This window comes from Variovorax paradoxus, from assembly GCF_009755665.1.
GTDB classification, from domain to species: Bacteria; Pseudomonadota; Gammaproteobacteria; order Burkholderiales; family Burkholderiaceae_C; genus Variovorax; species Variovorax paradoxus_G.
Window position 1 is genome coordinate 4,216,910 of sequence record NZ_CP046622.1, and the last position, 25,840, is coordinate 4,242,749.

A 25,840-nucleotide genomic window follows, 5' to 3' on the forward strand; every position below is an offset into this window, starting at 1 on the left:
CGCCGCGCCCAAACGCTCGACAGCGTGGCAACCGCTGCCATGCGGCTCTTCGAAACCGACGGCTACAACGCCACCACGATGGAACAGATTGCGCTGCAGGCCGACGTGGCCAAGGGCACGCTGTACAACCACTTTCCAACCAAGGAGGCGATCCTCGCGCACTGGGTGCACAAGGAACTGGCGGCGGACACGCAGCGGCTGAGCCGGCTGGCCGAGAAGCCCGGCAGTTTCGAGTCGCGGCTGATGCAGCTGCTCGACGCGTCGGCCGAATGGTCGGAGCGCTACCGGGCCTACCTGCTCGACTACTTCCGGTTTCGCTTTCTCAACATCGAGGACGAGCTCGACGCCGGCGATGCCCAAGGGCGCCCGCGCGACCTCGCGGGGCTCTTTGCGCTGCTGATCGCACAGGCGCAGCAAGACGGCACACTGCGCGCCGACCTGCCCGCCGAGCACCTGGCTTCGCTGCTGCACCACCTGTACTTCGGCGCGCTGATGCGATGGCTCACACAACCGGGCCTGGCGCTCGGCGACGAGTTTGCGGTCATTGTCGAAATCTTTGTCGGCGGCGCCCGTGCCGCCGGCAAGCCACTGCGGAGAAAGCGCGCATGAAGATCGCCGTCGTTACCTATGGCACCGAGGGCGATACCCGCCCGCTCGCGGCGCTGTGCCATGCGCTCGACAACGCGGGCCACGCCTCGGTGCTGCTGGCGGACGCATCCACGCTGAGCACCGCGCAGCGGCTCGGCGTGCGCTCGCATGCATTGGCAGGCGACATCCGCGGCGCGTTGGGCACCGGCGGGGCCATTGCCAACGTCGTGGCGCCGAGCGACCGGCCCGGCGCGGCCGCCAAGGCGCTCGCGAACATCGCCAACGTGCAAGCCGCAGCCTGGCTGCGGCAAACGGTCGAGACCGCGCGCGGTTGCGACGCCATCGTGTGTGCAGGGCTCGCCGCTTTCGTGGGGCTGTCGGCAGCGGAAGCCCTCGATGTGCCGGCCATCGGTGCCGGCATGTTCCCGCTCACGCCGACCCGCGAGTTCGCATCACCCTTCCTGCCGCCTTCGCGCGTGCCGCGCTTTCTGAATCGCGCCAGCCATCATCTTGTCACTGCGATGCTGTGGCGTGCATTCCGGCCCGCGCTGAATGTGGCTCGCGCCGAAGTGTGCGGCCTGCCATCGCGCCGGCGAATGTGGACCGCGCACCCGGCGCTCTACGGCTTTTCGCCCAGCCTTGTGCCGCGGCCGGCCGATTGGCCCGCGAACGCAGCCGTGTGCGGCCAGTGGATGCCGCCGGCACCCGATTGGCAGCCGCCGCAGTCGCTAAGCACCTTCCTCGCCGCGGGCGAGGCACCGGTCTACATCGGCTTCGGCAGCATGACCGGTTTCGATGCGAGCCGCCTGCGCCAGGTGGTGGTCGATGCCGTCGCGGGCCGGCGCGCCGTACTCAACCCGGGCTGGAGCGGCATCGACGTGCAGTCGCTGCCCGCCAACTTCCATGTGGTGGGCGACACGCCGCACGACTGGCTGTTTCCCCGAATGTCGGTCGTGGTGCATCACGGCGGTTCGGGCACCACGCATTCGGCCGCGCGCGCGGGAGTGCCATCGGTGGTGGTGCCCTTTGCGGGCGATCAGCCCTTTTGGGCGCACCGGCTGGCGCTGGCGGGCGTTGCACCCGAGGCCGTCGCGGGCAACCGCCTGGGTGCGGACCGACTTGCGCGGGCCATTGCATTTGCAGATCGCCCGGAGGTGCGTGCCAAGGCGCACGCTCTGGGAGGGCAGATGCGAGCGGAAGACGGCCTGGGGCGGGCCGTGGAGGCCATCGAGAAGATCGTGGCGGCTGCCAACTGATCCGATGGTTGCCACTAGTCCGCGGCCCGTCCTTGCACCTGGGTCTTGAAACCCCGGTTGTTTTCGAACGCAACGTTCAGCTTGGCGCCATCAAAGCGCAGCAGGTACATCGACACATCGCCATCGCTGAGCGAGCGCGAAAAAATGCGAAAGACCTGCGGTTCGACCCAGTCGCCTCTCACCGCAACCGGCGCATCGGCAACCTTCTCGTTGATGCGGTAGTAGCCATCGAGCCCCAGCGGCCCGGTCACCGGCTCGGCAGGCGCGTCGGCGCGTGCGTTGTCGAAAAGTATCTCGTAGTTTGGATTGGCCGCCGTGAGATCGAGCATCAGCCGCCGCACACCCAACACATTGCGATCGAATTGCCACACCTTGCGCGAGACCGCCGCAGCAAGCTCGGGCGCGGGCGCCGCGGAGCTCTGCCTTTCTACGGAAGCGGCGCGAATGCGATCGGCCAGCAGGGCCTGCGCGGCGCCGTCTTCAGGCAGCGGCCCGGCTGAACGGGCAGCAGCCGCGATCATGTCGATGAACGGGGGCAACCGGTAGTTGCGCCTTCCTGTGACCACGGCAACCACGTCGCTCTCTGGCAGCACGATGATCAGCTGCCGGTTCATGCCCGCGGCAATGTAGGCGCGCTTTTCCGGAATGGTCCACCAGCCATTTGCATACCGGAACACGGGGCCATCGCGAAACTCCATGTTCACCGAGGCGTTGAACACCTGGTCCACCCACGCGGCGGGCAGCAGCTGGCGCCCCTCCCATTGGCCCTTGCGCAGGTAGAGATAGCCGATCTTCGCCATGTCGCGCGGATGCAGGTAAAGGCCGAAGCCGCCGGTCTCGATGCCTTGCGGGTCCTTGCGCCAGCGAACGTCGCCGATGCCCAGCGGCTGGAACAGCCTGCGCTGTGCATAGGCCAGCGTGCTGCCGCCTGTCTTCTTCGCAAGAATGGCCGAGAGCAGATGCGTGTTGCCGCTGTTGTAGTTGAAGCCGCCGCCGGGCGGTTGCGCCATCGGGCGGTCGAGCACAAAGCCTTGCCAGTCGCGGCTGCGCCCGAACTGCAGTGCTGTCTCGGGTACCGAATCGTCGAGCTTTTCCTTCCAGTCGATGCCCGAGGTCATGTCGAGCAGGTGCCCGAGGGTCATTGCCTTCTTCGACGCATCCAGATTTGCGATGCTGCGCTCGGGAAAGAAGTCGATCACGCTCTGGTCGCGCGAAGCCAGCAGCCCGTCCTGGATCGCCATGCCGGTGAGCGTTCCGACGACGGCCTTGGTGGTGGAGTTCACCGCATGCTTGAGATTGGCGCGATAAGGTGCGTAGTAGGCCTCGGCAACCAGCCTTCCGTGGCGCGTGACGAGCAGGCTGTCCATCGCGTTCTCGGCGCCAAAGTCGACCAGCCTGGCGACGGCGGCGGAATCCATGCCTTGCGTCTCGGGTGTGCTTGCCAGCCATCCGGCGGTCGGCCAGACGGCCGGCTCGTCCGCCGGTGCGGCCCTGAGCGGCAGGGCCGCAAAGAGCAGCCCGGCCATCAGGCTGGCCAGAAAACCTGTCTTGCCGTGCACTCGCATACCGGTCTCCCATTGAGTCTGGCGCAGATCATATCGGCGCTGCTTCAATCGCCAAAGGCGCGCAGCATCGCCTTGCGCAGCCAGGCCTCCGCCGGGTCCTTGTCGGTCACGGCGCGCCACGCCAGCCTGATCTGGTAGCTCGGGCTTTCGAAAGGCAAGGCCTCGTAGCGAAGACCGCCTTGCGCCGACAGCGCCTGCGCCACGTGCTCGGGCACCGTGGCCAGCAACTCGGTGCCGGCCAGCACCGCGGGCAGGCTGCCGAACTGCGGCACCGAGAAAGCCACGTCGCGCTGCCTGCCGAGTTCGCTCAACGTCTCGTCGACCGTGCCGCAGAGGTCGCCCGCATAGGTCACGAGCACATGCCGCCGGCGGCAGTAGTCATCGAGCGCGAGCTTTCCGGCGGCGGTGTCGGCGCGCAGCACTGCGAAACGCGCCGTGCGAACCTTGCGGACCTTCGCGCCCGCAGGCAGGTCCTTCAGGAAGCTCATCACCGCGCTGACCTGCCCGTCGTCCAGGTGCTGCGCAGCGTTGCGGTAGCAGACGGTGAGCGTGACCAGCCTGGCGCTCGGCGCCTCGGCACCGAGCGCGCGAAGCAGCCGCGGCAGCATGGCGATCTGCAGGTCGTCGGTCAGGCCGATGCGAAACACCGGCGCGGCGCGCCCGGGCTCGAACTCCGCCTGCGCGCGCAGCGTCGCCTCGATCTGGTCGAGTGCCGGCCCAAGCCCCTGCATCAGCGCCAGCGCGCGCTCGGTCGGCTCCATCACCCGTCCCTGGCGCACCAGCAGTGGATCGCCCGTGAGCTCGCGCAGCCGCGCCAGCGCGTGGCTTACCGCGGGCTGCCCCAGGTTCAGCCGCTCGGCGGCGCGGCTGACGTGCCGCTCGCGCATGAGCGCCGCCAGCACGGTGAGCAGGTTCAGGTCGATTCGGCTGAGTTCGATCGGTTTCATCAGGCACTTTGGAGCTATCGATTGTGTGCATACCGAATATCGGATCAATCGATTTCCTTGATTGCAGCAGGGCCACTAGATTGGCCTGGTCGGCTGCTCCATTCCTGCAGCCTTCGTTCAATCAAGGAGTGTTTTTGTATGAGCAAGATGGTTCGCTTTCACGAGTTCGGCGGTGCCGAGGTGCTGAAAATCGAGCAGGTGGCAACGCCCTCGCCCGGCGCCGGCGAGGTGCGCATTGCGGTGCAGGCCATCGGCCTGAACTGGGCCGATGCGCTGTGGCGACAGAACTTGTACATCGAAGATGCAATCTTGCCCGCCGGCTTGGGCAACGAGGCTGCCGGTGTCATCGACGCAGTGGGCACAGGCGTCAGCGGCTTCTCGGTGGGTGACCGCGTTGCAGTGCTGCCTGGTGCCAACCAGGGCCGCTACCCTACCTATGGCGACAGCATCCTGTTCCCCGCGACCCAGGTGGTCCGCTACCCGGAAACCCTTTCACCCGCGCAAGCCGCCGGCGCCTACATGGCCTACCTGACGGGCTACTTTCCGATGTTCGAGATGGCGCGGCTGCAGCGTGGGCAAACGATGCTCGTCACAGGCGCCTCATCGGGCACGGGCATCGCGGCGCTGCAGATGGCGCGTGCGGCCGGCATCATCGCCATTGCAACCACCCGCACGGCGGCCAAGCGCCAGGCGCTCTTCGATGCGGGCGCGTCGCATGTGGTGGTAACCCAGGACGAAGACGTGGTCGAACGCGTGATGGCAGTCACCGAGGGCCGCGGCGTCGACCTCGTGTATGACGGCGTGGGCGGTGCGCAGCTGGAGCGACTGGGCGGCGTTGTCGCGCAGCGCGGCTGGTATGTGCTGTACGGGCTCTCCGGCGGCGCGGAACTCAGGTACCCGGCTCTTGCGCAGTTTCGCAAGAGCTGGCGCTTCCACGTCTACACGGTTCTCGAGTTCATCGGCTCGCCCACCATGGGCCTGCCGCGCGACGAGGACGCGTTCGGCCGCGGGCTGGGCTTCGTCAACGAGGGCCTGGCCAGCGGCGCCTTGCAGATGCGCATCGACCGCAGCTTTGCGCTGGGCGACGTGGTGCAGGCGCATCAGTACCTCGAACGCGCGGGCCACATCGGCAAGGTCGTTCTCACGGTTTGAGCTACCAGGCCGCCTCGCCGTCCTGCAGGGCACGCTGCGCAAGCAGGAAGGTGGCGGCGTTCCAGCTCTGGCCCGCCATTCCCATCGGCACCAGCGTGCGGCCGTGGAACCACTCGGTGAAGCGCCAGTTGCCGAGCTCGTTCACGTGCGCAAGGCGCGCGAGCTCAGGCCAGGCCAGATCGTGCAGGCCCGTGCGCGCGAGCGCCATCACCCAGAAGCCGCCGACGAAGGGCCATATGCCGCCGTTGTGATACTGGTGCACCACGTTCTGCTGATGGCGCGCCATGTACGGCCGCCACAGCGCATGCTCGCGCGTGAGCGGATGCAGCACCACTCGCACGGGGTAAGGTTCTGCCGCGCGTGCGGCCACGATGGTCTTGACGATGCGGCGCGCCATGGGAGCGTCGGCCAGCCCGCTCTGTATGGCCAGCACGTTGCCGAACACATCGCCCTCGTTGCCCACGAACGAAAGATTGACGAAGCTGAGATACAGGCCCGGGTCGTCCCGGCCGCGTCGCGCGTAGTGCCGCAGCAACCGGGCGCGATGGTATTCGGGCAGGTCTTGCTGGAACGGATTGAACAGGTGATTGAAGTGGTGCTCGGTGGCCGCGGCGTGGTCCAGCGCGAAGCGGCGCTTCACGTCGTACCAGAGCGCGTTGGTGTACAGCACATAGCCCGAGCGGGGCATGATGTCGGCCCAGTCGCTGGCCTCGTTCTGCTGCAGCAGCCTGAAGTGCTGGTGCTCCTGCGCCAGCAGCCAGCCGATGGCGCGTTCCACCTCGCCGCTCCAGTGCGAGGCACCCACCTCGCCATGGCGGCGCACATGGTCCACCGCAATCAGCCACCACAGCGTGGCATCGATGCAGCCCAGGTACCAGAAGTCGGCGTCCAGTCCTTCGGGGTCGACGTACTTCGGAATCTGCCCGTTGGCGGCCTGCTGCGCCGCGAGCGCATCGAGGCTGGCAACGGCGCCCTTCTCCAGCGCTGGCACGCCGCTGCCGCACATCGCCATCACGCAAATAGCGGCGTCGCGTCCGAAGATGCGCGTGTAGCGCCGCGCCACGGCCGCCTCGGTGGGACTGGCGGCCAAGATCCCATGCGGCGTCAGGTTGCGTTCCAGGAGCTGGATCGAAGCCCGGGCGCAGTTGTCGATCAGTGCAAGGGCGGTAGCGTCAAGTTTGGTCATGGGTTCGATAGGCTTGCGGCGTCAGGCCGTGCTGCCGCGCGAAGGCACGCTGCAATGCATCCACCGATCCGAAGCCGCTGAGGCTCGCGATCCGGTCTTGCGGCCACTGCGTCTGACGCAGCAGTTGCGCGGCGGCTGCCACGCGAATCTGTTCAACAAAGCGCGCCGGCGTGCGGCCGGTCTCGGCCACGAAGGCGCGCGCGAAATTTCTCGGGCTCATCTGCACGCGCCCGGCCAGCGCCTCCACCGAGAGATCGTCCTGCGGATGCGTGCCGATCCACGCCACCAGTTCGCGCAGCCGATGGCTCGCCGAGGCCTGCGCCTCGAGCGCCTGGCTCAACTGCGGCTGCTCGGCACCGCGCAGCATGGGCAATGCCAGCGTGCGGGCGATCTCCATCGACACGGCATGGCCGAGATCGTCTTCGACCAGCGCGAGCGCCAGCTCGATGCCGGTGGTGACGCCGGCCGATGTCCACACCGGCCCGTCATGCACGTAGATGCGTTCGCGCTGCACCCGCACCTGCGGCCACAGCGCCTGCAGCTGGTCGCAGGCGCGCCAGTGCGTGGTGGCCTCGCGGCCGTCGAGCAGGCCGGCTGCGGCAAGCGCGAATGCACCGCTGCACACGCTGGCAATGCGGCGTACGCCGGGCGCAATTTCCGCGATCCATCCGCTGATGCCTTGGTCGACGATGGCCGCGCGCACGCCCGGCTCGTCGCCGCCCGCAATGACGAGCGTGTCGATGGCGGCGGGCAGTTGCCGCAGGTTGCACGTTCCGGCAAAGCTCAGGCCGCCGTTCGTCAGCACATTGCCGCCCGATGGCGACGCGATGTGCAGGCGGTAGCTGCCGGGGCGCAGCAGTTCGGCCTTGCTGAACACGCTCGCCGGGCCGGCGACGTCGATGGCCTCGACACCGTCGAACGCGACAAGCACCACATCGCTGGCAGAAACCGCGGCTTCTTCGTCCTTGTGGGTGGGGGTGGGTATTCGTAGGCTCAAGACATCACGGTCATCGAGGGACAGCATGTTTAGGTTACTACGAGTGCTGGCAGAGGCAAGTATTACAACGCTGGCCGTGCTGGCGGTAACAGCTTGCGGAAGCACCACCCCGCTGCTGCCGCCGCCACCGGCCGATGCGGCCATGTTCGCGCGCGCACAGCAGGCCTTTGTCGATGCGCTGAAGCCGGTTCGTGCCGGCAGGCCCGTGATTGCCGTGCTCGCGCTGAACGAAGGCACAGAGATGACCGACCTGCTGCTGCCGCATGCGGTACTCCGGCGTGCCGATATGGCCGAGGTGCGCATCGTGGCGCCGCGCAGCGGACGGGTGAGCCTGTATCCAGCGCTGGAGATCGACGGCGCACAGGACTTTGCCGGCTTCGACCGGCTTCATCCCTCGGGCGCCGACTACGTGCTCGTGCCCGCGATGATCACCGACGACAACCCCGCCGTTGCCGCCTGGCTGAAGCAGCAGGCGGCGCGGGGTGCACGCGTGATTGGTGTGTGTTCGGGCGCGCGGGTGGTCGGCCAGGCCGGGTTGCTCGACGGGCGGCGCTTTGCGGGCCACTGGTACGACCGCGGCACGCTGCTGAAGCGCCACCCGGGCGCCACCTACGTGCCGCACCAGCGCTACGTGATGGACCGCGGCATAGCCACGACCACAGGCATCACCGCCTCGGTGCCGACGATGCTTGCGCTGGTCGAAGCCATCGGCGGGCCCGGGAAGGCAAAGGCACTCGCCGCCGAACTGGGCGTGGCCTCCTGGAGCCCTGAGCACGACAGCAGGCCGTTCTATCTCGACACAGGCCGCAGAGCCGACTTTCTGCTGAACAAGGCGGCGTTCTGGCGCCAGCAGCGGCGCAGCATCGAGGTGCACAACGGCAGCGACGACATTGCCCTGGCGCTCGTGGCCGATGCCTGGTCGCGCAGCGGGCGCGCCAGCGTGGAGGCGGTGTCGGTTTCGGGCCCGGTGACGCTGCGCAGCGGGCTGGTGCTCATGGCCCGACCTGCCGCCGACAGCCCACCGCCCCTGCCGCTCTCGGCAACGCTCAAGCCCGTGCAGCAACTGGACCGCACGCTGTGCGAGATCGGCGAGCGCTACGGCGCATCGCGGCGAAGCTGGGTCATGCTCGAGATGGAATACCCGGGACCTGTGAGCGGCTGCCCGAGCTGATCTCGAGCCGTGCAAAAACAAAAAGGGCCGCCCGCAGGCGACCCTTCTTTTGATGCAAGGCTCGAAGTGATTACTTCTTGTCGCCGCCCGGCACCTTGCCTTCGACGCCCTTGACGTAGAAGTTCACGCCAGAGAGAAACTTGTCGTCGGCCACGGCGTCCTTGGCAACCACTTCCTTGCCGTCCTGGCCGAGGATCGGGCCCTTCCAGATCACGAAGCTGCCGTCCTTCAGGCCCTTCTTGACTTCTTCGACCTTGGCCTTGGTTTCGGCCGGCACGTCTTCAGCGATGGAGACGATGTCGATGGCGCCTTCCTTCACGCCCCACCAGCTTTGGCCGGTGGCCCACTTGCCGTCGAGCGCGTCTTGCGTAGCCTTGATGTAGTAAGGCGCCCAGTTGATGGTGGCGGACGCGAGGTGGGCCTTGGGGCCGTAGGCGGTCATGTCCGAATCCCAGCCGAAGGCGCGCTTGCCTTTTTCCTGTGCGGTCTTGAGCACGGCGGGCGAGTCGGTGTTCTGGAACAGCACGTCGGCACCGCCGTTGATGAGGGCGGTCGCGGCTTCGGTTTCCTTGGGCGGACTGAACCATTCGTTCACCCACACCACCTTGGTGGTGATCTTCGGGTTGACCGACTGCGCGCCCAGCGTAAAGCTGTTGATGTTGCGCAGCACCTCCGGAATGGGCACCGAGCCCACCACGCCGAGCGTGTTGGTCTTGGTCATGGCACCGGCAATCACGCCGGCCATGTAGGCGCCTTCGTAGGTGCGGCTGTCGTAGGTGCGCATGTTCTCGGCCGTCTTGTAGCCGGTGGCGTGCTCGAACTTCACCTCTTTGCTGTCGGCGGCCACCTTGAGCATGGGCTCCATGTAGCCGAAGGTGGTGCCGAAGATCAGCTTGTTGCCCTGGCCGACCATGTCGCGGAACACACGTTCGGCGTCGGCGCCTTCGGGCACGCTCTCGACAAAGGTGGTCTTGATCTTGTCGCCGAATTCCTTCTCGAGCGCCTTGCGGCCGTTGTCGTGCGCGAAGGTCCAGCCGCCGTCTCCCACCGGGCCGATGTATGCGAATGCGATGTTGAGCGGCGCGGCCGGTGCCGGTGCGGCGGCAGCAGGCGCCGGGGCGGGCGCGGGGGCCGCGGCCGGAGGCGCCGCCTCTTCTTTCTTGCCGCAGCCGATCAGGGCTGCCGAAGCCACCGCGGTCAGGGCGGCGAGCTTGAGCAGGGAAGAGCGCTTGTTCAGATCATTCATTGTCGGAAATCCTCAAAAAGGACAGGTTGGCGGAAATCGAAATGCGAGATTATGAGCCGGGGTAGAACGGCTTTCCGATGGATGCCGGCATGTTGATGCGAATGAACGCCGGGTTGCGCGAAATGAGCGCCAGCACGACGATGGGCGCGATGTACTGCAGCATGCTGAGAAACTGCGGCGGCACGTCGACGCCGCTGCTCTGCAGGTGAAAGCCCAGCATAGAGACGCCGCCGAAGAGGTAGGCGCCCAGAAGCACGCGAATCGGCCGCCAGGTGGCAAAGGTGGTGAGCGCGAGCGCGATCCAGCCGCGGCCCGCGACCATGCCCTCGACCCAGAGCGGCGTGTAGACGGTCGAGAGGTACGCGCCCGCCAGCCCGCACAGCGCGCCGCCCGCAATCACGGCCATGAAGCGGATGCGCCGCACCGGGTAGCCGAGCGCATGCGCCGATTCCGGCGACTCCCCCACCGAGCGCAACACCAGGCCGGCGCGGGTGCGGTACAAGAACCAAATCAGGCCGAAAGTCAGCACCACGGCAAAGTACACCATGGGGTGATGCCGGAACAGCGCGGGTCCGACGAGCAGAATGTCGCTGAGCACCGGCACGGCATACGACACGCTCTCAGGCAGCTTGGCCTGCACGAAGTTGATGCCCACGAATGCGGAGAAGCCGACGCCGAACAGGCTGAGCGCAAGGCCGGTGGCGTATTGGTTGGTGTTGAGCCAGATCACCAGCACGCCGAAGAAGGCCGCAAGCAATGCGCCGGCCGCCATGCCGGCCAGGAAACCGAGCCAAGGGTTGTGCGTAGTGACCACCGTCGCAAAGCCCGCGATGGCGGCGCAGAGCATCATGCCTTCGGCGCCGAGGTTGACGATGCCGGCTTTCTCGTTGATCAACAGGCCCAGCGCCGCGATGGCGAGTACGGTGCCGGCGCTGAGGGTGGAACCCAGCAGGAGTGCGTAGCTGTCCATGTCAGAGGGCTCCTTCGGTCGACCGCGCGGCCGGGGCCGTGAGCGGCGTGCTGGCTTGCAGCGAGCTCGTCGTGTGGGTGGCGGCCTTGGCGGCTGCCTTGCGGCGGATGCGGTAGGCGATGAGCGTGTCGCAGGCCAGGAGCGTGAAGAGCAGCAGGCCCTGGAACACGCCGGTGAGCGACTTGGGCAGGCCGAGACGCGATTGCGCCAACTCACCGCCGATGTAGAACATGCTCATGAGGATGGCCGAGAACACCATGCCGACCGGATGCAGCCGGCCGACGAAGGCCACGATGATGGCCGCGAAGCCGTAGCCCGCCGGCACGTACGGCGTGAGCTGGCCAAGCGGGCCGGCCACTTCGAGCGCGCCTGCCAGGCCTGCCGCCCCGCCCGAGGTGAGCAGTGCGATCCAGATGGCGCGCCGTGCAGAGAAGCCAGCGTAGCGTGCGGCCGCCGGCGCAAGCCCGCCGACCTGCTGCGCAAAACCCGCCCGGGTGCGGAACAGGAACACCCACAGCGCGCCCACGCCCAGCAGCGCGATGATCAAACCGATGCTCACGCGCGACCCCTTGAAGAGCCGCGGAATCTGCGTCACGGCCTCGAAGGTCTTCGATTGCGGAAAGTTGTAGCCCTGCGGATCTTTCCACGGGCCGAACACCATGTAGCCGAGCAGCAGCGTGGCCACGTACACCAGCATCAGGCTCACAAGGATTTCGTTCGCGTTGAACTTGTCGCGCAAGAACGCCACGATGCCGGCCCACACCATGCCGCCGAGGGTGCCCGCAACAAGAATGGCCACCACGATCCATGAACCGGTGGTCTTGTCGGCCATCAGCGCGACGCCGCCCGCGGCAATGGCGCCGAACACGAACTGGCCCTCCGCGCCGATGTTCCACACATTGGAGCGAAAGCACACCGCCAGGCCGAGTGCGATGATGAGCAGCGGCGTGGCCTTGATCGTGAGCTCGCCAATGGCGTACCCGCTCTTGATGGGTTCGTAGAAGAACACCAGCAGGCCCTTGACGGGGTCTTTGCCCAGCGCGGCGAACAAGGCCACGCCGATGAGCACGGTGATCAGCAGCGCCAGGATCGGCGAGGCGAAGGTCCAGAACCGCGAAAGCTCCGGACGAGGCTCGAGCTTAAGCATGGGCCGCCTCCTTATTGTTGTTCTTCTGCTCCCAAAGGCCGCTCATCCACTCGCCGATCTGCGGCAGCGTGGCGGCCGCGCGGTCGATGGATGGCGAGAGGCGGCCCTTGGCAATCACATGCAGCCGGTCGCTGATGTCGAACAGCTCGTCCAACTCTTCGCTCACCACCAGCACAGCGCAGCCCGCATCGCGCAGCGCGAGAATTTCGCTGCGAATGAGCGCGGCGGCGCCCACGTCGACGCCCCAGGTCGGCTGCGCGACGATGAAGAGCTTGGGGTTGGCGTCGATCTCGCGGCCGACGATGAACTTCTGCAGGTTGCCGCCCGAGAGCGACCGCGCCGCGGCATTCGGTCCGCCGGCCTTGACATTGAAGCGTTCGATGATGCCGCGGGCATGTTTTTCGAGCGCCCCGGTGCGAATCCAGCCGCCCTTGCCCACCGCATTGCCGCGCGTGAGCAAGAGGTTGTGCGCAAGGCCGAGCGTAGGCACCGCACCGCGGCCCAGCCGTTCTTCGGGCACAAAGTGCAGGCCGAGCGCGCGCCGCGCGCGGGGCCTGAACCGGCCGGCCGGCTTGTCGAACACCCGCACCATCGCGGGCTCGGCGCGCACGTCTTCGCCCGAGAGCGCGTAGAGCAGCTCCTTCTGGCCGTTGCCGGACACGCCCGCAATGCCGACCACCTCGCCGGCGCGCACCTCGAACGAAATGCCGTCGAGGTCGACGCCGAACTGGTCTTCGCGAGTGAGGGACAGCTTGTCGACGCGCAGCGCCACCGCGCCCGCATGCACCGGCCGGTGCTTGAGCGGCGGCGGCTCGGCGCCGATCATCAGCCGCGAGAGCGACTCGTTGCTTTCGTTCTGCGGATTGCACACGCCCGTGACCTTGCCGCCGCGCAGCACCGTGCAGGCCGTGCACAGTTCTCGGATCTCGTGCAGCTTGTGGCTGATGTAGAGGATGCTGCAGCCCTCGGAGGCCAGCTTGTTGAGCACCGTGAAGAGCTTGATGACCGCCTGCGGCGTGAGCACCGAGGTCGGTTCGTCCAAGATCAGCAGCTTGGGGCTGGTGAGCAGCGCGCGGATGATTTCCACCCGCTGCATCTCGCCCACGGAGAGCGTGTGCACCGGGCGAGAGGGGTCGATGTCGAGCCCGTATTCGCTCGCCTTGGCCGTGATGCTGCGGGCCACTTCGGCCAGCTGCAGCGACTTGTCCAGGCCCAGCCACACGTTTTCGGCCACGGTGAGCGTGTCGAACAGGCTGAAGTGCTGGAACACCATGCTGATGCCCAGCGCCCTGGCCTGCTGCGGGTTGCGCAGGTTGACGGCCTGGCCGTCGAAGACGACCGTGCCTTCGTCGGGCTTGACCGAGCCGTAGATGATCTTCATCAACGTCGACTTGCCGGCGCCGTTCTCGCCGAGCACTGCATGGATTTCGCCGGGCGCCACGGCCAGCGAGATGTCGCTGTTCGCCACCACCGCGGGGTAGCGCTTGGTGATGTTCGCGAGCTGGAGTCTGGGGGTTGTCATGCCGGGTTTCGTGGGTTTGTCTCGTTCAACAGCAACAAGCGGAAAACATAGCTACAAGTTTAATAGCGTCCCCGCAACCATCGGCGCCCGACGGCGCTTTGCTCAGTGTCCGCCGATGTAGGCGAACTTGAACAGGAAAATTGCTGCGATCACCCAGACCATCGCATGCACTTCCCGTGCCCGGCCGGTGAACAGCTTGAGCACGGCGTAGGTGATGAAGCCGAAGGCCAAGCCGTTGGCAATCGAATAAGTGAAGGGCATGGCCAGCGCCGTCACCGCCGCGGGAATCACCTCGGTGGTGTCTTCCCAATCGAGCTCGACCAGGTCGCGCAGCATCAGGCAGCCCACGAACAGCAGCGCCGGCGCCGTGGCGTAGGCCGGCACCGAGCCCGCGAGCGGCGAGATCATCAGGCAGGCAAGAAAGAGCGCCGCCACCACCACGGCGGTGAGGCCGGTGCGGCCGCCGGCCTGCACCCCGGCGGCGCTTTCCACGTAGGCCGTGGTGCTCGAGGTGCCCAGCAGCGAGCCCGCGAAGATGGCGCCGCTGTCGGCCAGGAGCGCCTTGTTCATGCGCTCCATCTTGCCGGGCACCAGGAGACCCGCGCGCTTGGCCACGCCCATCAGCGTGCCGGTGGCGTCGAACATCTCGACCAGGAAGAACACCAGCACCACATTCAAAATGCCGCCCTTCAGCGCGCCCAGGATGTCCAGCTGCATGAAGGTGGGCGCAATGGACGGCGGCGCATCGAACACGCCATGGAACTTGTTGCCGCCGAAGAAGAACGACAGCACCGTCACCAGCATGATGCCGATCAATATGGCACCGCGCACCTTGAGCCGGTCGAGCGCCACGATCACCAGGAAGCCCACCGTGGCCAGCACCACCGGCGCCGAATGCAGGTCGCCCAGCGTGACGAAGGTGACCGGCGAGGCAGCCACCACGCCGGCGCTCTTGAGCGCGATGAGCGCGAGGAACATGCCGATGCCCACGGTGATTGCCGTTCGGAGCGACTGCGGTATGCCCTGTATGAACAGCTCCCGCAACCCGGTGACCGTGACGATGAGGAACAGGCAGCCCGAGATGAACACCGCGCCCAGCGCCACCTGCCACGTGTAGCCCATGCCCAGCACCACCACATAGGCGAAGTAGGCGTTCAGGCCCATGCCCGGCGCCATGGCAATCGGGTAGTTGGCATACAGGCCCATGATCAGCGTGCCCAGCGCCGCGATCAGGCACGTGGCCACGAACACCGCGCCCTTCGGCATGCCCGCGTCGCCGAGGATCGACGGGTTCACGAAGATGATGTAGGCCATCGTCAGGAAGGTGGTGAGCCCTGCGATGACCTCAGTGCGCACCGTGGTGTTGTGCTCGGTGAGCTTGAACATGCGTTCAAGCAAGCCCGCATTCCGCGGCGCGGTGCGCGCGGCTGTCCCCGAGGCGTGGGGATCGGTGACCTTGGGCACCTCTTCAAACCTGTTCATGTCGCTTGTCTCCAGCTGTTGTATTTGGCGGTTCGTTCATCGTCGCCCCGGCCGCGACGCCGGCGCGGCCGAAGGATTCGTCAGGGCGGGTCGGGAGCCTCCGCTGCGAGGGCCCGCTGGGCCGGCGTGGTGAAGGCGGGCCGAAGCGAGGCCGCCACGTCCTTGATGCATTCGCGCAGCCAGCGCGCGGAGCTCGACGAATGGGTGCGCTCGTGCCAGAGCTGGTAGTACATGAGGCGCGGCAGCGCCACCGGGCAATCGAGAATCTTCACCGGCAGGCGCGCGGCAAAGCGCTCGCAATACTGGCGGCCGGTGGTGAGCACCAGGAGGCTCGAAGCCACCATGTCCGGAATGAGGCTGAAGTGCGCGCAGCGCGCCGTGATGTTGCGCTGGCGCCCGAGTTCGTCGAGCATCTGGTCGATGATGCCGCGCCCGCCCGGGTGCATGGGCGTGGGCGCAATGTGCTCGGCCGCGAGCCAGGTTTCCAGGTCCCAGCCGCGGCGCACGGCCGGGTGGTCCTGGTTGACCAGCGACACCACCTCGTCGCCGAAGAGCCGCGCCATGTGCAGGTCTTCCGGCGGCTTGAGCCAGTTGCCGATCACCAGGTCGACCTGGCCGAGGGCGAGGTGGCCGTGGTAGTCGGAATCGGGCGTGAGCGCATGGATCTCGATCTGGCATAGCGGCGCCTCGCGCTTCACGTGCGCCACCAGCATCGGCAGGAAGAGCGGGTCCATGTAGTCGCTGGCCGCAATGCGGAAGGTGGTGGCCGCCGATTGCGGCTCGAAGCCGCGCGCATCGGAGAACAGCATTTCGGCTGCGCGCAGGATGCTCGCGGCCGGCTCGATCATCCGCAGCCCCGCATCGGTCGGCACCATGCCCGAGCCCGAGCGCACCAGGAGCGGATCGCCCGAGAGTTCGCGCAGGCGCTTCAGCGCGGCCGACACGGCCGGCTGGTACATGCCCAGGCGAATGGCGGCGCGCGAAACGCTGCGGTCGGTCAGCACGGTGTGCAGCACCCGGATGAGGTGCAGGTCGATCTTGTCGAAAAGCGCCTGGTCACGCATGGCGTTCTCCCACGACGGCGAGCCGCAACCATGGCCCGGCAAGGCCGGTTCCGCGGTGTTTCGCGAAGAGGACGAGGGCGTGGGGCATGGGAAGGACTTTGGACATGCGCCAAAGTCTACGAGTGGACTATGCGGACTGGACGGCCGTGATGGCGCGAAGAATCGATTCGCTCGTGGCCGGTGCCTTCAGCGGCGGATCGACCCTGTGGCCGCCCGCGGCGGACACCGCATCGCGGATGGCAAAGAACACCGAGAACGGCAGCAGCAGCGGCGGTTCGCCAACGGCCTTGCTGCGGTGAATGGAGTCCTCGACGTTCTGGCCTTCGAACAGGCGCACGTTGAAGATGGGCGGGCAGTCGTTGGCCGTCGGAATCTTGTAGGTGCTGGGCGCGTGCGTGGTGAGCTTGCCGCTTTGCGGATGCCACACCAGCTCTTCGGTAGTGAGCCAGCCCATGCCCTGGATGAAGGCGCCTTCGACCTGGCCGATGTCCACGGCCGGGTTCAGCGACTTGCCCGCGTCGTGCAGGATGTCGGCGCGCAAGAGCTTCCATTCGCCGGTGAGCGTGTCGACCACCACCTCGCTCACCGCCGCGCCATAGGCGTAGTAGTAGAACGGGCGGCCCTGCATCTTTTCCTTGTCCCAGCTGAGGCCGGGGGTGGCGTAGAAGCCGTCGGACCAAAGCTGCTTGCGGTCGAGGTACGCCTCGCCGACCACCGTGCTGAAGGCCAGCGTGCGGCCGTTGACTTCGACCTTGTCGTTGGCAAAGCGCACTTCGCCCGGCTTGCCGCCATGGCGTTCGGCGGCGCTTTGCGCAAGCCGCTCGCGGATCTGCCGCGCCGCGTCTTGGGCGGCCTTGCCGTTCAGGTCGGCACCCGTCGATGCGGCGGTGGCCGAGGTGTTGGCCACCTTGGTGGTGTCGGTGGCGGTCACGCGCACGCGCTCGAAGCTCACGCCCAGTTCGTGCGCCACCACCTGCGCCACCTTGGTGTTGAGGCCCTGCCCCATCTCGGTTCCGCCGTGGTTCACGAGAATGGAGCCGTCGGTGTACACATGCACCAGTGCGCCGGCCTGGTTGAAGTGCTTCACGTTGAACGAAATGCCGAACTTGAGCGGCGCCAGCGCCAGGCCGCGCTTGAGCACCACGCTTTTCTGGTTGAACGCGGCAATCTCCTCGCGCCGGGCGCGGTAGTCGCTGCTCGTTTCGAGCTCGGCCACCAGCTCGTGCACGATGTTGTCGGTCACCGTCTGCCGGTAGGGCGTGACGTTGTTCTCCGCCTTGCCGTAGAAGTTGACGCGCCGCACATCGAGCGGGTCTTTCTTCAGCTCGCGCGCGACCGAATCGAGGATGTTCTCGACAGCGATGGCGCCCTGCGGACCGCCGAACCCGCGAAAGGCCGTGTTGCTCTGCGTGTTGGTCTTGCCCGAATAGCCATGCATCGCCACGTTGGGCAGCCAGTAGGCGTTGTCGAAGTGGCACAGCGCGCGCGTCATCACGGGGCCCGAAAGGTCGGCCGAGTGGCCTGCCCGCGAGACCATGGTGATCTCCGCGCCGAGGATGCGGCCCTCGTCGTCGTAGCCCACGTCGTACTCGTACCAGAAGCAGTGGCGGCGGCCGGTGATCATGAAGTCGTCATCGCGGTCGAGCCTGAGCTTGACCGGGCGGCGCAGCTTGCTGGCCGCCACCGCGGCCACGCAGGCGAAGAGAGCCGATTGCGATTCCTTGCCGCCGAAGCCGCCGCCCATGCGCCGGCATTCGACGTGCACTTCGTTCGACTGCAGGTGCAGCGCGTGCGCCACCAGGTGCTGCATCTCGCTCGGGTGCTGCGTGGAGCAATGAATGTGCAGCGCGCCGCCCTCTTTCGGAATGGCGTAGCTGATCTGGCCTTCGAGGTAGAACTGCTCCTGCCCGCCCACGTCGAGCGTGGCCTTGTGGCGGTGCGGCGCCGCGGCAATGGCCGCGCGCACCGCCGCCTCGTCGCCTTCGTTGGCCGCGCCGCCGCTGCGCACGATGTGCATTGGCGGCACCACGTATTGGCCGCGGGCGTGGGCGTCTTGCGGCGTGAGCACGGGTGGCTCGGCCTCGACCGCGATGGCGTCCTTCGCCTTTGCGGCGGCACGGCGCGCGGCATCGCGGCTTTCTGCAATCACCGCGAACACCGGCTGGCCCAGGTAGCGGATCTGGCCGCCGTCCTTTAGCGAAAGCAGTATCGGGTCGTCGTGCACGATCGAGCCGCAGTCGTTGGTGCCCGGAATGTCGTCGGCCGTCAGCACCGACACCACGCCCGGCATCGCGCGGATCGCATCGAGCGACAGCGCCGTCACCCGGCCGTTGGCTGCGGGCGAGAGGCCCAGCGCGCAATGCAGCGTGCCCGCAATCTCGGGGATGTCGTCGATGTAGGTGGCCTCGCCGGCCACGTGCAGGTGCGCCGATTCGTGCGGGCGGCTGATGCCGACGCGCGCGCCGAGTTCGTGCGCCACGGCCTCGGCCGCGGGGTCGATGCGTGCGGCGGTGTTCTTCAGGTAGTCGGCAAAGGGCTCGGCGGGCTGCAGCAGGCGGGCGTCGATGGGCTTGTTCATGGTCAGACTCCTTCCGCCACGGTGTTGGCCGAGGCATGGGGCATCACGCTCCAGACGCTGGTCTCGTCGAGCGAGAGTGCGTCGTCGGCGCGGGTTTCGAGCCAGAGGCGCTGGATGAGGTTTTGCGCCACCTGCAGCCGGTAGTCGGCCGATGCGCGCATGTCCGACAGCGGCTTGAAGTCTTGCGCAAGCGCAAGCTTGGCGGCGTTCACGCTGGCTTGCGTCCAGGGCTTGCCCACGAGCGCGGCTTCGGCCTGGGCGGCGCGCTTCACCGTGGCGGCCATGCCGCCGAAAGCCAGGCGCACGGCCTTCACCGTGTCGCCGCCCTCTTCCAGCTCCACCGCAAAACCGGCGCACAGCGCGGAAATGTCGCAGTCGAAGCGCTTGCTGATCTTGTAGGCGCGAACCTGGCGGCGCATGGCTGCAAGCGGAACCGCGAGGCCCTGCACGAACTCGCCCGGCTGCAGCTGGTTCTTCATGTAGTCGATATAGAAATCGGGCAACGGCATGCGGCGCACCGCATCGCCGCGGCGCAGCTCGATCTCAGCGTCGAGCGACATCAGGACCGGCGGCGAATCGCCGATGGGCGAGCCGTTGGCCACGTTGCCGCCCATGGTGCCGGCATGGCGGATGGGCGGCGACGCAAAGCGCAGCCACACATCCTGCAGGCCAGGCACGCGCTGCACCAGGGCTTCGAAGGCGGATTCGAGCGATGCGCCGGCGCCGATGTAGAGCTCCTCCGCACGAGTCTCGATGATCTTCATTTCAGCCACGTCGCCCACGTAGATGATGTCGCCCAGGTCGCGGAACTGCTTGTTGACCCACAGGCCGACGTCGGTGGAGCCCGAGAGCAGCTGCGCCCCCGGCTTCTGCACGCGCAGTGCCGCCAGCTGCGCAAGCGTTCTGGGTGCATGAAAGTGGTCGATGCGGGCGCCGAGCGGCGCGGCGTAGTCGAGGCTCTCTCCCTGCAAATTCCCTTGCAGGGCTGCGAGCGCGGCCACCACCGGCTGCGCATCGAGCCGTACCTGCGGCAGGTCGAACATGCGCTGGCCGGCATCGAGAATCGGCCGGTAGCCGGTGCAGCGGCACAGGTTGCCCGAAAGCTCATCGGCCAGCTGCTGGCGGGTGGGCTGGGTGCCCTCGGCCTGGTGGTGCTCGTAGGCGGACCACAGCGACATCACGAACCCGGGAGTGCAAAAACCGCACTGCGAGCCGTGGCAATCGACCATGGCCTGCTGCACCGGGTGCAGCCGGTGCACGGGATGCGGGCGCTTGTCCTGCGCCTGTACTTCGGTCTCGCCTGCCGCATGGGCCTGGCACTGGTCCTTGAGGTCTTCGACCGTGAAAAGCGCCTTGCCGTGCAAGGTGGGCAAGAACTGGATGCAGGCATTGACCGTTTGCAGCTTCAGGCCACCGGCCTCGGCCAGCTCGCCGACGACCACGGTGCAGGCGCCGCAGTCGCCCTCGTTGCAGCCTTCCTTGGTGCCGGTGCAGTGCGCGTCCTCGCGCAGCCAGTCGAGCACGGAGCGCGTGGGGTGGACGCCGCTGACGTCGACGATTTTTCCGCGGTGGAAAAACCGGATGGGTTGGATCTTGTTGCTGCTCTCGGTGCTCATGCTCTTCGTGCTCGTGGGTGGCTCGTTTCGGCCAAGCGTTGACGTTAGCGGCTTGCGCCGCCGGATACATACCGCAGCGCCCATATTGCGTATGTGGGGGGCGGTATGCAAGCTACGGGGAAACCCTTGAGCCAGCGAGCAATTCCCAGGCCATACCGGGCCATTCCTGGGCGGCCGCCGCCGTTTTTGCGTCAGGCACCGTCCGAAAACAGCTCCGCGATCACCTGCCGCAGCCACCGGTTGGCCGGATCGGCTTCGAAGCGCTTGCTCCAATGCAGGGACACCGTGAAGTCGCGCAGCGGAAAGGCCGGCTCCACGATGGCGTAGCCGCCTTCTTCTGCAAACCCGCGCGCGATGTTGCGCGGCATCACCACGGCCAGATCGGTGGCGCGCACGATCGCCGGCAGCACCATGAAGTGCTCGGTGGTCAGGCGCACCCGCTCTTCCAGGTTGAGCAGTTGCAAGATGCGCAGCGTTTCGGCATGCGTGCGCACCGCCACGTATTCAAGCGTTTGAAGCGCCTCGATGAGCGCCTGGCTGTTGCGCCGCCCGCGTGCAAACGGATGGCCCTTGCGCAGCAGCACGATGTAGCGGTCTTTCAGCAGGTGCTTGCGCTGCGTGTCGCGCACTTTGGGCAAGAAGCCGAAGGCAAAGTCGATGCGGCCGCTGTCGAGCGCTGGCGCTATCTCGGTGGGCGCCAGCGGCAGGGTCTCCACGCGCACGCCGGGCGACAGTTCGCCAAGGCGCGCCATGAGAGAAGGCAGAAAGCGGCCCTCGCCGATGTCGCTCATGTGAATGCGAAAAGTCTTGCGCGATGCCTGCGGCTCGAATCGGCCGGGCTCCTGCAGCGCTTCTTCCAGCGTGTTGAGCGCGGCCTGCACCGCAACGGCCAGCCGATCGGCGCGCGGCGTAGGCGCCACACCGCCGGGGGCGCGCGTGAAGAGCGCGTCTTTCAGCAGCAGGCGCAGGCGGCCGAGGCCGTGGCTTGCGGCGGGCTGCGTGAGGCCCAGCTCTTCGGCGGCGCGGCTCACGCTGCGCGCGCGATAGACCGCATCGAACAGGCGCAGCAGGTTGAGGTCTATCGTTTGTATATGCATGGCATGCATATTACTTAGCTCGATTATTTTATTGAAGACCCGGCGCAGGGCTCGCACACTGGCCGCCGTTGCCGGCAGAGACATTCGGCAAACAACGAAGAGCCCACCCACGAGAAGGAGACAAGACATGGCCAGACTGCGTCCGCATGCGGCAATTGCCGCCCTGCTTTGCGTTGCCACCACCGCCGCGTGGGCCCAACAGCCTCCGGCCGAAGAGCCGGGCTGGGCCAAGGGGCGCCCCAAGACCGAGGCGGCCACGCGCATGGCGCCGGTTCCTTCCTTCCCCATTCCCACCGCGGCCGACCAGTTGCCCACAGCCAAGTTCAAGCTGCCGCCGGGCTTCAAGGTGGAGACCTGGGCCTCGGGCGTGCTCGATGCACGGTCGCTCCGGCAGGGCGACAAGGGCACGGTGTTCGTGAGCACGCTCTTCGTGGGCAACAAGGTGTATGCCATTGCCGAGAAGGGCGACCGCAAGCCCAAGACCATTGTCGACAAGACCGAGTTCGCCACCGGCGTCGAATACCACAAGGGTGCGCTGTACCTTGCCACGCACAAGCAGATCGTTCGCTACGACGGCATCGAGGACAAGCTCGACAACCCCGGCACGCCGGCGGTGCTGAACGACAAATTGCCCGGCGGTCAGGACCACAGCTGGCGCTACCTGCGCGTGCGCGACAACAAGCTTTACTACGCGGTAGGTGCGCCCTGCAACATCTGCGACCCGGACGAGGCGCATGCACGCATCTTTCGCATGAACCTGGACGGCAGCGGCATCGAGACCGTGGCGCGCGGCGTGCGCAACACGGTGGGCTTCGACTTCGATCCGAAGACGGGCAATCTCTGGTTTACCGACAACGGGCGGGATTGGCTCAGCGAAGACCTGCCGAATGACGAGCTGAACGTGGTGACCAAGCCCGACCAGCACTTCGGTTACCCGTATTGCCACCAGGGCAACATTGCCGACCCCGAGTTCGGCTGGGGCAAGAACTGCGGCGAGTTCACCAAGCCGGCCGCGCTGCTCGGCCCGCATGCGGCCGGGCTGGGCCTTGCCTTCTACAAGGGCAAGATGTTCCCGACCAAGTACCGCGGCGCCATGTTCATCGCACGCCATGGGCCATGGAACCGCACGGTCAAGTACGCAGACATTGCCGTGGCATGGCCCGATGGCAAGGGCGGCGCGAAGGTCGAGCCGTTCATGACGGGCTTTGTCGAGAACAACAACTATCTCGGCCGGCCGGTGGACTTTCTGGTGCTGAAGGACGGTTCCATGCTCGTGAGCGACGACCACGCGGGCGCGATCTACCGCATCAGCTACAGCGGCCGATGAGCAGGGGTTTCGTTCTTTCGGCTTTCATGCAGGCAGGCGCAGCCATGGCCATGACGCTCCTCGCTTCAGCGGCGCCTTCCGCCAGTGCGCAAGGCACGCAGGCCGCGCAGGGCAGCTATGCGCAGCGCTATGCGGCAGTGTGCGCCTCGTGCCACGGTGCCAACGGGCGCAGCGACATGGCGGGAACACCGGTGCTCGCGGGCCAGCATTCGTTCTATGCCATTACGCAGCTGTTCTTGTTTCGTGAAGGCCGGCGCGACAACCCCGCCATGACGGCCGTAGCCAAGACAATGAAGGACGAGGACCTGCGCGGCTTCTCCGAGTTCATAGCCACGCTGCCGGCCGTGCCCGCACCGTCCGCGGCCGCACCGCCCGATGCAGCCCGCATGGCGCGCGGGCAGGCGCTGGCGCAAACGCACCGCTGCGTCATCTGCCACGGCGCCGACCTGAGCGGCGGGCAGCAGGTGCCGCGCATCGCACAGCAGCGCGAGGACTACCTGCAGATGACGCTGCACGGCTTTCGCACCGGCAAGCGGCCGGGCTACACGCAGGCAATGACCGAGGCCGTGAGCGGCATCCCGCCGGAGGACCTGGACACCCTTGCCCACTACGTGGCGCGCTTTCCCGGCACCGCCGCCAGGCCGCCCGGCAAGTAGCCACCGATACCGCAGCGCAACGCCGGCGCAGGCGCGGTGCGGGGAACGCACGCCTTTGCCCGCCAGCCATTCAACCACCACATCAACCCATTGGAGCCGAATCTCTTGGAAGTTTCATTCAGCAAGGAAGTGCAATCGCTGCGCCTGGGCGCCGGCGACACATTCCACGGCGAGGGCATTCTCGCGATCACCAAAGGCCTGCTGCAGTCGGGCGTGGCCTACGTCGGCGGCTACCAGGGCGCGCCGGTTTCGCACCTGCTCGACGTGATGGTGCAGGCCAAGACATACATGGACGAACTGGGCGTGCACGTGGAGGCCTGCTCGAACGAAGCCTCCGCGGCCGCGATGCTCGGCGCTTCCATTCACTACCCGCTGCGCGGCGCCGTCACGTGGAAGTCCATCGTCGGCACCAACGTGGCGGCCGATGCGCTCTCCAACCTCTCGTCGCCCGGCGTGACGGGCGGCGTGCTGGTGGTGGTGGGCGAGGACTACGGCGAGGGCGCGAGCGTGATCCAGGAGCGCACGCATGCCTACGCGCTCAAGTCGAGCATGTGCCTGCTCGATCCGCGGCCCGACCTCGGCCAGATGGTGCGCATGGTCGAGCACGGCTTCCGCCTCTCGGAGGCATCGAACATGCCCTGCCTCATGGAGCTGCGCATCCGCACCTGCCATGTGCGCGGCAGCTTCGAGTGCAAGGACAACATTGCGCCCGCCGTCTCGACCCGGGCGCTGATGACGGAACCCGCGGGCTTCGACTACATGCGCCTCGCGCATCCGCCCGTCACCTTTCGCCACGAGAAGCTCAAGGGCGATGAGCGCATTCCGGCGGCGCGGCGCTACATCGTGGAGCATGGGCTCAACGAGCTCGTTCCAGGTGGTCGCCATGCCGATCTTGGCATCGTGGTGCAAGGCGGGCTGTACAACGCATTGATCCGCAGCCTGCAGCAGCAGGGCCTGGCCGATGCATTCGGCGAGACGGACATTCCGATCCTGGTGCTGAACGTGACCTACCCGCTGGTGCCTGAGCAGGTGGCCGATTTTTGCGTGGGCAAGCGCGCAGTGCTGGTAGTGGAAGAAGGCCAGCCCGAATACATCGAGCAAGACATCGCCACCCTGCTGCGCCGGCGCGACATCCAAACGCCGCTGCACGGCAAGGACATGCTGCCGTCGGCGGGTGAATACGGGGTGGAAGTGCTCGCGGGCGGCATCGGCGTGTTCGCGGCCAAATACATCGGGACGGGCGAAGCCTCTTCGTCCGCCGCGGCCTGGCTGGCCGGCAACCGCGAGCGGCGCGAAGCCGTGGCGCGCCAGCTCTCCGCGCCGCTGCCCAACCGGCCGCCGAGCTTTTGCGTCGGCTGCCCGGAGCGTCCGGTGTTCTCGGCCCTGAAGCTTGCGCAGCAGCAGACGGGCCCTGTGCACATTGCGGCCGACATCGGTTGCCATGCCTTCGGCACCTTCGAACCGTTCTCGATGGGGCATTCGATCCTCGGCTACGGCATGAGCCTGGCAAGCCGCGCAGGCGTGGCGCCGATGATGAACCGCCGCACGCTGTCGATCATGGGCGACGGCGGGTTCTGGCACAACGGCCTGCTCACCGGGGTGCAGAGCGCGCTCTTCAACGGCGACGATGCGGTGCTGCTGATCTTCAAGAACGGCTACACCTCGGCCACGGGCACGCAGGACATCATCTCCACGCCCGACGAAGAGATGAAGGAACGCGCGGTCGACAAGCAGCAGAGCCTGGTCGACAAGAACCAGACCATCGAGTCCACGCTGACGGGCCTGGGCGTGAAGTGGATGCGCACCGTGACCACCTACGACGTGGAGCGCATGCGCAAGACGCTGACGGAGGCGCTCACCAGCGACTTCAACGGCCTGAAGGTGGTGATTGCCGAGGGCGAGTGCCAGCTGGAGCGCCAGCGCCGCATCAAGCCCTGGATTGCAAGCCTGCTCAAGAAGGGCGAGCGCGTGGTGCGCGTGAAATACGGCGTCGATGAAGACGTATGCAACGGCGACCACGCCTGCATCCGCCTTTCGGGCTGCCCTACGCTCACGCTCAAGGACAACCCCGATCCGCTGAAGGTCGACCCGGTGGCCACCGTGATCGACGGCTGCGTGGGCTGCGGGTTGTGCGGCGAGAACGCGCACGCGGCCACGCTGTGCCCCAGCTTCTACCGCGCCGAGGTGGTGCAGAACCCGAAGTGGCATGAACGCCTTCTGCACGGCCTGCGCGGTGCGGTCGTGCGCGCATTGCAACCCGCATGAGATACGCC

The 25,840-nt window shown here is 66.9% G+C and carries 20 protein-coding genes; 7 read left to right on the forward strand and 13 right to left on the reverse strand.

Annotated elements, in window-relative coordinates; all coding sequences use genetic code 11:
- Positions 1-24 precede the first annotated feature (24 nt).
- Positions 25-609 (forward strand): TetR/AcrR family transcriptional regulator, encoded by a 585-nt coding sequence (locus tag GOQ09_RS19635; protein WP_242630887.1) that lies wholly within the window; start codon positions 25-27, stop codon positions 607-609.
- The gene (locus GOQ09_RS19640) at positions 606-1,844 is read left to right on the forward strand and encodes a glycosyltransferase (RefSeq protein ID WP_157615052.1); all 1,239 of its coding nucleotides are present in this window, start codon (positions 606-608) and stop codon (positions 1,842-1,844) included. The genes GOQ09_RS19635 and GOQ09_RS19640 overlap by 4 nt, the downstream gene beginning before the upstream one ends.
- A gap of 14 nt (positions 1,845-1,858) precedes the next feature.
- Here GOQ09_RS19640 and GOQ09_RS19645 read toward each other — a convergent pair whose 3' ends face one another.
- Together GOQ09_RS19645 and GOQ09_RS19650 are read right to left on the reverse strand one after the other, a co-directional pair.
- Positions 1,859-3,409: a serine hydrolase domain-containing protein gene (locus GOQ09_RS19645; RefSeq protein WP_157615053.1), complete on the reverse strand. Its 1,551-nt coding sequence runs from the start codon at positions 3,407-3,409 to the stop codon at positions 1,859-1,861.
- A gap of 44 nt (positions 3,410-3,453) precedes the next feature.
- Positions 3,454-4,356: a LysR family transcriptional regulator gene (locus tag GOQ09_RS19650; protein ID WP_157615054.1), complete on the reverse strand. Its 903-nt coding sequence runs from the start codon at positions 4,354-4,356 to the stop codon at positions 3,454-3,456.
- Positions 4,357-4,494: 138 nt separating this feature from the next.
- Here GOQ09_RS19650 and GOQ09_RS19655 point away from each other — a divergent pair, with 138 nt between their 5' ends.
- Entirely contained in the window at positions 4,495-5,508 is a 1,014-nt protein-coding gene (locus GOQ09_RS19655; protein WP_157615055.1) for a zinc-dependent alcohol dehydrogenase family protein, read from the forward strand.
- A gap of 1 nt (position 5,509) precedes the next feature.
- Here the strand turns inward: GOQ09_RS19655 and GOQ09_RS19660 are convergent, their stop codons facing one another.
- Both GOQ09_RS19660 and GOQ09_RS19665 read right to left on the reverse strand, forming a co-directional pair.
- On the reverse strand, positions 5,510-6,694 hold the full coding sequence (locus GOQ09_RS19660; protein WP_157615056.1) for an amylo-alpha-1,6-glucosidase: 1,185 nt from the start codon (positions 6,692-6,694) through the stop codon (positions 5,510-5,512).
- On the reverse strand, positions 6,681-7,679 hold the full coding sequence (locus tag GOQ09_RS19665) for a GlxA family transcriptional regulator (protein WP_157616768.1): 999 nt from the start codon (positions 7,677-7,679) through the stop codon (positions 6,681-6,683). The genes GOQ09_RS19660 and GOQ09_RS19665 overlap by 14 nt, the downstream gene beginning before the upstream one ends.
- Before the next feature lie 37 nt (positions 7,680-7,716).
- On the opposite strand from GOQ09_RS19665, the gene GOQ09_RS19670 reads away from it, so the two are divergent.
- Positions 7,717-8,862 (forward strand): DJ-1/PfpI family protein, encoded by a 1,146-nt coding sequence (locus tag GOQ09_RS19670; protein WP_157615057.1) that lies wholly within the window; start codon positions 7,717-7,719, stop codon positions 8,860-8,862.
- A gap of 70 nt (positions 8,863-8,932) precedes the next feature.
- Here the strand turns inward: GOQ09_RS19670 and GOQ09_RS19675 are convergent, their stop codons facing one another.
- The 9 genes from GOQ09_RS19675 to GOQ09_RS19715 form a co-directional block, all read right to left on the reverse strand.
- A complete protein-coding gene (locus tag GOQ09_RS19675; RefSeq protein ID WP_157615058.1) occupies positions 8,933-10,108 on the reverse strand; it encodes a BMP family ABC transporter substrate-binding protein in 1,176 nt (391 codons plus the stop codon).
- Between the two features lie 49 nt (positions 10,109-10,157).
- On the reverse strand, positions 10,158-11,078 hold the full coding sequence (locus GOQ09_RS19680; protein ID WP_157615059.1) for an ABC transporter permease: 921 nt from the start codon (positions 11,076-11,078) through the stop codon (positions 10,158-10,160).
- A 1-nt stretch (position 11,079) separates the two neighbouring features.
- Entirely contained in the window at positions 11,080-12,225 is a 1,146-nt protein-coding gene (locus GOQ09_RS19685; protein ID WP_157615060.1) for an ABC transporter permease, read from the reverse strand.
- Positions 12,218-13,747, reverse strand: a complete 1,530-nt coding sequence (locus GOQ09_RS19690) for an ABC transporter ATP-binding protein (RefSeq protein ID WP_157615061.1) — start codon at positions 13,745-13,747, stop codon at positions 12,218-12,220. Before GOQ09_RS19690 ends, GOQ09_RS19685 begins: the two co-directional genes overlap by 8 nt.
- A gap of 102 nt (positions 13,748-13,849) precedes the next feature.
- Positions 13,850-15,133 carry an NCS2 family permease gene (locus GOQ09_RS19695; protein ID WP_207309977.1) on the reverse strand — a complete coding sequence of 428 codons (1,284 nt, stop codon included), beginning with the start codon at positions 15,131-15,133 and terminating at the stop codon, positions 13,850-13,852.
- A 176-nt stretch (positions 15,134-15,309) separates the two neighbouring features.
- Positions 15,310-16,293, reverse strand: a complete 984-nt coding sequence (locus tag GOQ09_RS19700; RefSeq protein WP_157615063.1) for a LysR family transcriptional regulator — start codon at positions 16,291-16,293, stop codon at positions 15,310-15,312.
- 127 nt (positions 16,294-16,420) lie between these two features.
- Positions 16,421-18,871 carry a xanthine dehydrogenase molybdopterin binding subunit gene (gene xdhB / locus GOQ09_RS19705; protein ID WP_157615064.1) on the reverse strand — a complete coding sequence of 817 codons (2,451 nt, stop codon included), beginning with the start codon at positions 18,869-18,871 and terminating at the stop codon, positions 16,421-16,423.
- A 2-nt stretch (positions 18,872-18,873) separates the two neighbouring features.
- Positions 18,874-20,487 carry a xanthine dehydrogenase small subunit gene (gene xdhA / locus GOQ09_RS19710; protein ID WP_157615065.1) on the reverse strand — a complete coding sequence of 538 codons (1,614 nt, stop codon included), beginning with the start codon at positions 20,485-20,487 and terminating at the stop codon, positions 18,874-18,876.
- A gap of 191 nt (positions 20,488-20,678) precedes the next feature.
- Positions 20,679-21,584: a LysR family transcriptional regulator gene (locus GOQ09_RS19715; protein ID WP_431769282.1), complete on the reverse strand. Its 906-nt coding sequence runs from the start codon at positions 21,582-21,584 to the stop codon at positions 20,679-20,681.
- Between the two features lie 127 nt (positions 21,585-21,711).
- On the opposite strand from GOQ09_RS19715, the gene GOQ09_RS19720 reads away from it, so the two are divergent.
- The 3 genes from GOQ09_RS19720 to GOQ09_RS19730 all read left to right on the forward strand — a co-directional run bounded on the left by GOQ09_RS19720 (position 21,712) and on the right by GOQ09_RS19730 (position 25,832).
- A complete protein-coding gene (locus tag GOQ09_RS19720) occupies positions 21,712-22,911 on the forward strand; it encodes a PQQ-dependent sugar dehydrogenase (RefSeq protein ID WP_207309870.1) in 1,200 nt (399 codons plus the stop codon).
- Between the two features lie 44 nt (positions 22,912-22,955).
- On the forward strand, positions 22,956-23,567 hold the full coding sequence (locus tag GOQ09_RS19725; protein ID WP_165442104.1) for a c-type cytochrome: 612 nt from the start codon (positions 22,956-22,958) through the stop codon (positions 23,565-23,567).
- Between the two features lie 105 nt (positions 23,568-23,672).
- On the forward strand, positions 23,673-25,832 hold the full coding sequence (locus GOQ09_RS19730) for an indolepyruvate ferredoxin oxidoreductase subunit alpha (RefSeq protein ID WP_157615068.1): 2,160 nt from the start codon (positions 23,673-23,675) through the stop codon (positions 25,830-25,832).
- Positions 25,833-25,840 lie beyond the last annotated feature (8 nt).